Source organism: Enterobacter sp. SECR19-1250 (genome assembly GCF_013391025.1).
GTDB classification, from domain to species: domain Bacteria; phylum Pseudomonadota; class Gammaproteobacteria; order Enterobacterales; family Enterobacteriaceae; genus Enterobacter; species Enterobacter cloacae.
The window spans coordinates 1-9,403 of the sequence record NZ_JACASJ010000143.1; the positions used below are offsets into that span (position 1 = coordinate 1).

A 9,403-nucleotide genomic window follows, 5' to 3' on the forward strand; every position below is an offset into this window, starting at 1 on the left:
GCTGGGCAGGAAGTCACTGTCGTTCTCAAAATCGGTGGAGCTGCATGACAAAGTCGTCGGGCATTATCTGAACATAAAACACTATCATTAAGTTGGAGTCATTACCGGCCAGAGCAAGGAAAATAATTTAGAGGAAGAGCTTTACCTAATAGTTGCAAGTTGACTCTTTCGTATGTTCACTGCACTTAAAAAACCGTATAGCTTTTGCTATACAGAATCCATATGATATGCTTGTAAAGCAATCGCTATACAAGGAGCGCACTCATGAAATCAGATGTTCAGCTCAACCTTAGAGCTAAAGAATCTCAAAGAGCACTTATTGATGCTGCAGCAGAGATTCTCCATAAATCACGCACGGACTTCATCCTGGAAATGGCATGTCAGGCTGCGGAGAATGTGATCCTCGATCGTCGCGTATTTAATTTTAACGATGAGCAGTATGCAGAGTTTATCGATATGCTCGATGCACCGGTTTCGGATGAGGCGGCTATTGATAAACTTCTGGCAAGGAAACCTCAGTGGGACGTGTAACAGCACCAGAACCATTATCCAGCTCCCATCAACTAGCAGAGTTCGTCAGTGGTGAGGCAGTACTTGATGACTGGCTTAAACAGAGGGGATTAAAAAACCAAGCTCTTGGTGCAGCACGAACGTTCGTCGTTTGTAAAAGAGACACTAAACAGGTTGTCGGTTTTTACTCTCTGGCCACCGGCAGCGTTAACCACGTGGAAGCAATGGGAAGCCTCAGGCGCAATATGCCAGATCCAATTCCCGTAATCATACTTGCTCGCCTGGCAGTTGATGTTTCATACCGTGGCCAAGGGCTCGGGGCCGATTTACTGCATGATGCAGTTCTGCGCTGTTACCGTGTAGCTGAGAATATTGGAGTCCGTGCGATTATGGTTCATGCACTGACTGAAGAAGCCAAAAACTTTTATCTTCACCATGGCTTTAAGGCATCACAAACTCAGGAACGGACATTGTTTTTAAAGTTACCACAGTGAGGTTTGAGGAAGGAAGGGGCTTGTTCGATATTTAAGATATTGATTTATAATGATTTTACTATTGAATTTAACATAATCTTTGTTATGCGCACCTGTATTGTCAGCACAAAGCGTTATTGTCGTCTCAGGGGCTGCGGATGTTTTCCTGGACTGTTATGTTGTGATCCCAAGATGCTGCCGGTACTTCACAGGACTCATTGCACCTAATGATAGCTTGATACGTTTCTCGTTATACCAGCGTATGTACCTGTCCAGGAAGCAGATAAATTTTTCCAGCGTGATACCCGCCCAGTCTCTGCCATAGAACATTTCGTTTTTGATACGCCCGAAGAAGCCTTCACACGCAGCATTATCCGACGAGCATCCTTTGCGCGACATGGACCTTATAAGTCCGGAGGTGTTGATACGCTCGAGCCAGCCCGGCCACCGGTAATGGCCACCACGATCGCTGTGTATCACTGGTTTATCATGTTCGTTGAGCGTATCGAGTGCGTCATCGAGCATCGTATTCACCAGCGTCGCGTCCGGGCGTGTTCCTATCGACCAGCTTACAACCAGGCCATCAAAGCAGTCGATAACCGGCGACAGATAGACTTTTCCAGCCGGAAGCTGGAACTCCGTAATATCGGTCAGCCACTTCTCATTTGGCCTGCAGGAACTAAAATCCCGGGCGAGTAAATTTTCCGGTGCCGGGCCGATTTCGCCACAGTAAGAGTTGTATCGTCGTCGCCTGGTGCGCTTAACAACGAGCTGCTCTTCTGCCATCAGTCTGCGGACAACCTTTTCAGAAATAACCCTGTTGTTACCGCGAAGCATCGCGTGAAGGCGCCGATAGCCGTAACAGCGGTAATTCTCCTCAAAGATATCGGCCATGATCACGCGTATTTCCGCATACTTATCGTACAGACGTTTTGGTAAAAATAACAGCTGCGGGCAAGTTGCAGAACGCTTAGCAACTCAGCAACGGGGTACTTTTTCTTAAGGGCATCAACTATCAGGGTTTTCTCCCTGTTTTTCAGTTTCAGAAAGCTGACGCCCAGATCTTTTTTTATCAGTTCATTCGCCTTTGTCAGTATGTCACGTTCGAGCTGCAGCTGATGAATCTGCTTCCTGAGACGCTGGATTTCACCGAGTAAAGCATCCTGATTTTTATCCTGAGGGGCTGACTTTCGTTTGCGCATGGATTGATAAGCCTCGTCACTGATAAGGTCTTTCTTCCATTTGTACAGGACCGGGACGCTGACGCCTATGCTTTGTGCAACTTTACGCGCGGTTCCACGTCGGTTACAGAGCTCCCGGACGGCCTGAGACCTCTCTTCCGGGCTGAAGCATTTGTTTCGTGGGGACTGAACCAGGCTTCGATGGCGGGCAGGAACTGCCACAGCAGCATGAGTGCGGCGATGCAGCCAGTGATGACGAGCCAGCGCCGGATGAATCGATCCGGCGCCGGGCGGCTGTAGGGGTCGGGTAGGTCACGTCATTCTCCATGTTGAAATCAGCGCCAAAGGCCGCCAGTGCGCCAGCGTGGCGGACGTGGTGATACGGTCACTTCGGGGTCGAAACGGGCCGATGGAAACGGCGGCATCGCGGGCGGCGGAGCAAGTTCCAGCAAGCGCTCAATGCGTTCAGCCGTCGCTGGATGCGTGCGCAACCAGGAGGGTTCCGGATTGCCCCATCCGGGCAGCAGCCAGGCGCGCCAGGAGCGGCTCACCCGCTCGATCTTGGCGAGCGCTGAGGCCAGCCCGTGCGGGTCGCCGGTCAATTCGGCAGCGAGCCGGTCGGCGTCGAATTCGCGCACCCTGGACAAGCCCAACTGAGCCAGCAAGGCCAGCTGTGGCGCGACCGCAAGTAGAAGCAACGCGGGCCAATTGACTTCCGTGACTCCAAGCAATAGCGTTGGCAAGCTGAGCACGATCGCAAGCTGCCCCAACAAGGCCAGAAGATGGGTGAGCCGGCTGATGGAATCGGCCAAGCCCATGACACGCAAATCCTCGTTCGCAATATGCGCGATTTCGTGGCCGAGCACGCCGGTCAACTCGCGGGGCGTGAGGCTACGCAGCAGGCCGTCGGTCAGCGCGATGGCCGCGTGATGCTTCGAACCGGTGGCGAAGGCGTTGACGACCCCGCTGGGCACGTAGTGCGGTACCGGCACGGTAGGCAGCCCGGCCCGCGCCGCCAGTTCGCGCAACACAGCCCAAAGATCGGGCGCTTCATCCGGGTGCAGGGGGCGTGCGCCATACAGCCGCAAGGTCAGCCCGGAGGCGGCCGCCGGTTCAAGCAGCAGGGTGAACCCCGCAGCCGCAAGCGCCAGCCAAAGCCCGCCGTCACCCAACAGCAGGCTGCCAGCGACGGCGGCAATTCCGAGCAGGGTCAGCACCAACAGCACGGTTTGCAGGCGATTGTGCCAGCGATGCCGCGCGCCGACATTCTGCGCGTGGCGCAGATCACGACTGATCATCTGAGCTTTCCCCGGCTGTCCGGTCATCGCGCTCGCGCAGCAGCCAGTAAGTCGCCCCGAGGGCCAGTGTCGCGCCTGCAAGCGCCGCGACCTTGGCGGGGCCGGTCTCCGGGTCGAGGATCACGAATTTACGCGCCAGGGCGATCAGCCCGATCAGGATCACCGTCTTGACCTAGATGATGCTGTCGCGCCGCAAGGCCACCCTCACGATGGAATGCTTGAACTCCATGGCAATGAGCAGCGTCATGATCATGCCGAACACGGTCTGGAAGACCTTGTGATCGAGCGGATTGAATGCATCAATGATCAGCAGGCTGAAGACGATCGAGATCAGCTGCAGCAGCGAGACCACGATGATAACGGCAATGATTGCGGACAGCGCGAGCGCGATCACCTGTTCAAAGCGCTCGTAGAACGTCATCACTGCCCATTGGGCGCGAAATGTTTTGATCGGGTCTGCTTGCTTTTCCTTCATCGCCACTCCTCTCAATTCTGAAATACTTGTGCGCCCACAACTTGGTTGCACCCTCGTCTTTTTTGCCTGGTAGAGCGCGCTGTCCGCCTGCAGCATCACCTGCTCGACAGAGTGCAAACGGGGGGCAAGGAGAGCCACCCCCATGCTGGCGCTATAGCTGATCGACACCTCTCCACACACCACCGCTGTCGCCGCAGTGTCCTGACGAAATCGCTCCGCCCATACTTGGGCGCCTTCTATCGATACCGCTTCCAACAACACAGCGAATTCCTCCCCCCAATCCGGGCAGCCATGTCGGTTGCGCGAACATGTTCCCTCAACCGTGAAGCAAAGGGGTCGGTGATCACCATACGCAGCAACTGCTGCTCTATTTCCTTGCGAGAAGAGATGTCGAACAGAGTACCGACTATCAGTTGCCTGCCCGCGTCACCCAGCCATGGGCCTTGTTCCTCGAAAGTCGAGTTGCCAGAGGATCAGGTGAACAGATGGGCCGCGCCGTCACGCGAACGGATGGCCAGCGAGCGGGAGGGCAGTGCCGCCGCTGATGAGCAGTCCCCACGGCGTGGCCGACTGCTCATCACGCTTGTAGACGCCCGCGTGACCTGCGGCCACGACCGCCACCGCGATCGAGGCCAGGGAGGCTGCCCATGCCAGTGCCAGGCCGATGGGGTCGGACACGGCAGCCTCGCCCGCCATCAAGATGCGTCGCTCGCCTTCGCGGCATCCGGCTGCTCCGGCTCGGCCGGGGTCTGCGGTGGCTCTTTGCGTTCGAACACCACGCGTTCGGCCTTGTCGTCCCAGCGTGCGCTGGCGTGATCGCCCTTGCCGATACCGCCGCCGAGCATCTCGCGCGCCAGCGCAGTTTCCAGCTCGCTGCGGATCAGGCGCTTGAGTTCACGCGCACCGAACTCGGGCTTGTAGCCTTCTTCCGCGAAATGGTCGATCAGCGTCTGATCGAAAGTGAGCGTCACGCCCTGGCTGGCGGCGCTGCGCGCCACGCGATCGAGCTGCAGGCCGACGATGTGGCGGATCTCCTCCTTGCCCAGCGCATGGAAGACGATGATCTCGTCGATGCGGTTGAGGAACTCGGGCCGGAAATGGCCGCGCAGCACGTCCATGACTCCGGCCTTGGTCTTTTCGTACTCCTCGCCGGCCGCCCCGCGCGCCTTCAGCCGTCGCTGGATGATGTCCGAACCCAGGTTGGACGTGGCGATGATGATGGTGTTGGTGAAATCCACCACCCGGCCCTTGCCGTCGGTGAGGCGACCGTCGTCGAACACTTGCAGCAGGATGTTGTATACGTCAGGGTGTGCCTTCTCGATCTCGTCGAGCAGCAGCACGCTGTAGGGCTTGCGCCGCACCTTCTCGGTGAGCTGACCGCCTTCGTCGTAACCGACATAGCCCGGAGGCGCGCCCACCAGCCGCGCCACGGTATGGCGTTCGCCATATTCCGACATGTCGATGCGCAACAGGGCGTGCTCATCGCCGTAGATCGATTCGGCCAATGCCTTGGCGAGCTCGGTCTTGCCCACCCCGGTCGGGCCCAGAAACAGGAAGGTAGCCACCGGTTTGCTGCCTTCGCGCAGGCCGGCGCGGGACAGCCGCACGGCATCGGCCACGGCACGGACCGCCTCGTCTTGTCCCACCAGGCGCTCGTGCAGCCGTTGTTCCAAGTGCAGCAGCTTTTCGCGCTCTTCCACCGTCAACTCGTTGACCGGGATGCCGGTCAGGCGCGAGACGATCTGCGCCACGTGTTCCGCCTTGACCTCGGCACTGCCGGAGGCCCGCTCCCGCTCCCAGTTCTCGACGAGCTTCTTGAGCTCGGCCTCCTTGGCTTCGATGCGCTTGCCGAGCTCGGCGGCCTGGTCGTACTGCTTGCGCGCGGCCACGTAATCCTGTTCACGCCGCAGCTGGTGCAGTTCGGACTCCAGCTCCTGCACGGCCACCGGCCGGGCCGTGGCCGACAGCTTGACGCGCGCGGCCGCCTGGTCGAGCAGGTCGATCGCCTTGTCCGGCAGGAAGCGCGCCGTGATATAGCGGTCGGACAACTCGGCCGCCGCGATGATCGCGTCCTCGGAGATGCTGACCTTGTGGTGCGCCTCGAAGGTGTCGCGCAGGCCGCGCAGAATCATGATAGCCTGGGCCACCGTCGGCTCGGGCACCGTCACCGGCTGGAAGCGCCGCTCCAGTGCGGCATCCTTCTCGATGTATTTCTGGTACTCGTTCAGCGTCGTGGCGCCGATCAGGTTGAGTTCACCGCGCGCCATCATCGGTTTGAACACGTTGGCCACGTCCAGCCCGCCTTCGCCACCGCCCTGGCCGGCACCGACGATGGTGTGCACCTCGTCGATGAACAAAATCAGCTCGCCCTGGTGCTCGGTCACCTCCTTCAGCACCTTCTGCACGCGCTCCTCGAACTCGCCGCGATATTTGGCGCCGGCCACCATGGCGTTGATGTTGAGTTCCACCAGGCGCTTGTCGCGCAAGGTCTCGGGCACTTCACCCGCCACCATGCGCTGCGCCAGCCCTTCGACGATGGCGGTCTTGCCCACACCCGGCTCGCCGATCAGCACCGGGTTGTTCTTCTTGCGCCGGGCCAGCACCTCGATGGTGGTTTCGATCTCCTGCGCGCGGCCGATCACCGGGTCGAGCTTGCCGTCGCGCGCCATCTTGGTCAGGTCGCGCGAGTACTTGTCGAGTTCTGGCGTGTTGGTCGGCGTCTCAGCGCGGCCATCCTCGGCGCCCTTGCCGACCACCTTGCTGACCTGTTGGCGCAGCGCCTGCGGCGTCAGGCCGTAGCGGCGCAGCAGGTTGGCGGCCAGCCCTTCGCCTTCCTCAGCCAGACCGATCAGGAAATGCTCTGGACCGACATAAGAATGGCCGAGTTCATTGGAGGCCACGAAGGCGCGGCTGAGCGCATCCTTCACGCGCGGCGACACGCCGATCTCGCCCTCGAAGGGCTTGTCCCCGCGCTTGGCCTCAGACTCGATCTGCCGCTTGAGGTCATCGACCTTGATCTTGAACTGACCCAGGATGGTCTTGACCACGTCGCTGTCGGCCAGCGCCAGCAGCAGATGTTCGGTATCCACCTCGGAGCGGCCAAATTCGGCAGCGTGTTTGGCGGCCTCCTGCAGCAAGGCTTCCGACTGTTCGCTGATGCGGCTGGCCAGCCCACTGCCGCGACGGCGCGGCGCACCCGAACCTGCGGCGGCGGGCTCGCCAAACGAGGCATCGACCACGTCATCGGTATCGGCGGCAACTGGCGTCGCGTCGTCGCCGATGCGGAAGAAGTCACTGCCGAGGAAGTCCTCGAACAGGCCGCTGCGCGAGCCGAACAAGGCTTCCAGCGGCGAAACGGTGCGCTTTTGCTGGCGCACTAATTGCCGGTAATGGTCGTCGCACAACAGCATGGTGCTGTGACGACCGTTGAGATTGGCTTCCACCCGCACGGTGGCGGGTTGGCCGCAGACCTGGCATTGTTTTCTGGCCATGCTGATGCTCCTGAGAAGGTTGACAAGGTTGAGGCGACGAGGCATCGCGAACCGCGACTCCTCGTCTCGTGCCGGGTTTTTCTTGTGACGAACGAGCCGGCGACGTCAGCCGTTGATCGGGATCGAGCGTCCCTGCTTCGGCGCGCTGACCTCGCGCTTGTCGATCGTGACCGTGAGCACCCCGTTCTTGAACGATGCCTTGATCGAATCCTGGTTGGCGTCGTCAGGCAGGTTCAAGGCACGCTGAAAGCTGCCGTAGGAGCGCTCCACACGGTGGAAGCCACCTTCCTTCTTCTCCTGTTCCTGGCGCTTCTCGCCACGCACCATCAGCACGTCGTTGTCGAGAGTGATCTGGATGTCCTTCTCCTCGACACCGGGCACTTCCAGGGCAATCTTGTACTGCTTGTCGGTTTCCTGGATGTCCAGGGCCGGCTTCAGCATGCCCGACCAATCGGATGGCCACTGCGGCATGTTCAACGCCGGAAAACCGAAGCCCCGGAATGCGTCATCGAACAGCCGGTCGATTTCCCGATGCAGTTGCAGGATCGGGCTGACTGGCCCGCTCGCCGCTGGCAGGTCATTGCGCTGCACCGGCAGGGAAGAGACGGTCTGCTGCTCTTGCTGCTCGTTCTTGAACCAGTTCCAGGGAGCCAACTTCTTGAAATCGATGTCCATGTCATACCTCCAGAAAAATTGGAAAACGAGTTACTCAAGCCCTTTGCCTGCTGTGACGGGCAGTGCGCCCAGGCGACACGGGCTGCTCGGATGACTTCTGCTGTTCACGCTTGCGCATCACCTCCTTCTTTGCTGCGGCTCGGGTCTGATCATTGATCCACTGATCGATTTCACTTTGAGGAAACCGCCACGTCCCGCCCACCTTGAAAGCCGGAATTTCCCCGTGCGCGGCGAGCCGATAAAGCGTCCGCTTGCCGACTTTCAAGTACGCAGCCAATTCATCGAGCGTGAAAATCACCTGTAGGTGCGCTTTCATCCCTGTAGGTGCGCTTTCATCTCACCCTCTCCAATCGCGTCGCTTTGCGGTTCCGGCCAAGGAAATCCTTGTAATACTTTGTAAGATATTACGCTTACCATGACAGCCTTCAAGAGTCAATGTACAGCGTTCTCCCGCCCCATTGATGCAGGTCAACTGCTCAGGCAAGGCGCAGCGGGGCGGTCTGATCAGGCAATGGACAGCGCCTGGCTCGTCAGCCTGCGTGTACCACAGGCGCCTCGATCAAACACCGATCCTCACGTTGTAGCCGAGTGCCCGCAGCCCCTTGCTCGTCTGCATGTTCCTTGACGGAAACTCGTCTGGGCGCGCCCAGACGACGATTTCCCCGAGGCTGCTCAGGCTAACGTGCGGAATTGCCCAGTCGTCGCTGCGGATCGCGTTCCAGAGTCGGGCCGAAACACTTCCGTTGCCCCAGACAACGTAGTTCAACAGTATCCGTCCGGCCAACACACCTTCCCGACACCGCCGCCGAAGGCCATGGCCCATCAAGCGGATTTTCCATGCGCCCTCAGCGCCGTACCTACAGCAAATCTTTCAAGGCTCAGGTCATTCAGGAGTGTTCTGAACCCGGTGCCTCCATCGCAAACATCGCCTTGGGCTACAGCCTCAATGCCAACCTCGATCACAAATGGATTCGGCTGCCTACCCAGAAAACCACGGCTATCCAGCCAGCGTTCATCCCGTTGCCTTCTCAAATGCTCGGCGTGGGTTCGCATACTCAAGCGCGCTGCTGCGATCATGAGTTTGATCCAGTCGGCCCGTAATAATGGGCACGATCCGTATGCCTATCTCAAGGATGTGCTGACACGGTTGCCGTCCCTGTAACAGCCTGAAGTTGACCTGGGTAATCAAATACCGGTGTAGTGATTAGGAAACAGGGCTCGGATAACATCATGGCGCAGGTCACCCTGATCTTGACCCTCCATCTCCGAACAGCTTTTGTATCTTAAGTTAACGATGTCC

The 9,403-nt window shown here is 58.8% G+C and carries 11 protein-coding genes and 4 pseudogenes; 6 read left to right on the forward strand and 9 right to left on the reverse strand.

Features of this window, described 5'->3' with window-relative positions; translation table 11 throughout:
• From HX884_RS23780 to HX884_RS23790, 3 genes are all read left to right on the forward strand, one after another.
• Positions 1–91: IS1 family transposase (locus HX884_RS23780; protein ID WP_218620126.1), on the forward strand; the 91-nt coding region annotated here is incomplete at its 5' end.
• Positions 92–264: 173 nt separating this feature from the next.
• A complete protein-coding gene (locus HX884_RS23785; RefSeq protein WP_007869691.1) occupies positions 265–531 on the forward strand; it encodes a DUF1778 domain-containing protein in 267 nt (88 codons plus the stop codon).
• On the forward strand, positions 519–1,004 hold the full coding sequence (locus HX884_RS23790) for a GNAT family N-acetyltransferase (RefSeq protein WP_013087269.1): 486 nt from the start codon (positions 519–521) through the stop codon (positions 1,002–1,004). Before HX884_RS23785 ends, HX884_RS23790 begins: the two co-directional genes overlap by 13 nt.
• 153 nt (positions 1,005–1,157) lie before the next feature.
• Here HX884_RS23790 and HX884_RS23795 read toward each other — a convergent pair.
• Positions 1,158–2,344 (reverse strand): annotated as a pseudogene (locus tag HX884_RS23795) (IS3 family transposase); the annotation flags it as partial.
• Here HX884_RS23795 and HX884_RS27580 point away from each other — a divergent pair.
• Positions 2,344–2,475: a hypothetical protein gene (locus HX884_RS27580; RefSeq protein ID WP_256025477.1), complete on the forward strand. Its 132-nt coding sequence runs from the start codon at positions 2,344–2,346 to the stop codon at positions 2,473–2,475. The pseudogene HX884_RS23795 and the gene HX884_RS27580 overlap by 1 nt on opposite strands.
• Positions 2,476–2,499: 24 nt before the next feature.
• Here HX884_RS27580 and HX884_RS23800 read toward each other — a convergent pair whose 3' ends face one another.
• The 8 genes and pseudogenes from HX884_RS23800 to HX884_RS23830 all read right to left on the reverse strand — a co-directional run bounded on the left by HX884_RS23800 (position 2,500) and on the right by HX884_RS23830 (position 8,926).
• Complete coding sequence (locus tag HX884_RS23800; protein WP_004152113.1) at positions 2,500–3,462, reverse strand: zinc metalloprotease HtpX; 963 nt, start codon at positions 3,460–3,462, stop codon at positions 2,500–2,502.
• A pseudogene (locus HX884_RS23805) lies at positions 3,449–3,937 on the reverse strand (phosphate-starvation-inducible PsiE family protein). Before HX884_RS23805 ends, HX884_RS23800 begins: the two are co-directional and overlap by 14 nt.
• A 114-nt stretch (positions 3,938–4,051) precedes the next feature.
• Positions 4,052–4,198: pseudogene (locus tag HX884_RS27375) on the reverse strand (diguanylate cyclase); the annotation flags it as partial.
• A gap of 237 nt (positions 4,199–4,435) precedes the next feature.
• Positions 4,436–4,633, reverse strand: coding sequence for a hypothetical protein (locus HX884_RS23810; protein ID WP_004152115.1), 198 nt, complete (start codon positions 4,631–4,633; stop codon positions 4,436–4,438).
• Positions 4,633–7,428, reverse strand: a complete 2,796-nt coding sequence (gene clpK, locus HX884_RS23815) for a heat shock survival AAA family ATPase ClpK (RefSeq protein ID WP_178328897.1) — start codon at positions 7,426–7,428, stop codon at positions 4,633–4,635. The genes HX884_RS23810 and clpK overlap by 1 nt, the downstream gene beginning before the upstream one ends.
• 105 nt (positions 7,429–7,533) lie before the next feature.
• A complete protein-coding gene (gene hsp20, locus HX884_RS23820; protein ID WP_004152117.1) occupies positions 7,534–8,103 on the reverse strand; it encodes a small heat shock protein sHSP20 in 570 nt (189 codons plus the stop codon).
• A gap of 34 nt (positions 8,104–8,137) precedes the next feature.
• Positions 8,138–8,419, reverse strand: a complete 282-nt coding sequence (locus HX884_RS23825; protein ID WP_004152118.1) for a helix-turn-helix domain-containing protein — start codon at positions 8,417–8,419, stop codon at positions 8,138–8,140.
• Between the two features lie 243 nt (positions 8,420–8,662).
• Complete coding sequence (locus tag HX884_RS23830) at positions 8,663–8,926, reverse strand: hypothetical protein (protein ID WP_015386469.1); 264 nt, start codon at positions 8,924–8,926, stop codon at positions 8,663–8,665.
• Positions 8,927–8,940: 14 nt separating this feature from the next.
• On the opposite strand from HX884_RS23830, the gene HX884_RS23835 reads away from it, so the two are divergent.
• Together HX884_RS23835 and HX884_RS23840 are read left to right on the forward strand one after the other, a co-directional pair.
• The gene (locus HX884_RS23835; protein WP_004118209.1) at positions 8,941–9,204 is read left to right on the forward strand and encodes a transposase; all 264 of its coding nucleotides are present in this window, start codon (positions 8,941–8,943) and stop codon (positions 9,202–9,204) included.
• Positions 9,161–9,265, forward strand: a pseudogene (locus tag HX884_RS23840) (transposase domain-containing protein); the annotation flags it as partial. The gene HX884_RS23835 and the pseudogene HX884_RS23840, both read left to right, overlap by 44 nt.
• Between the last annotated feature and the right edge of the window lie 138 nt (positions 9,266–9,403).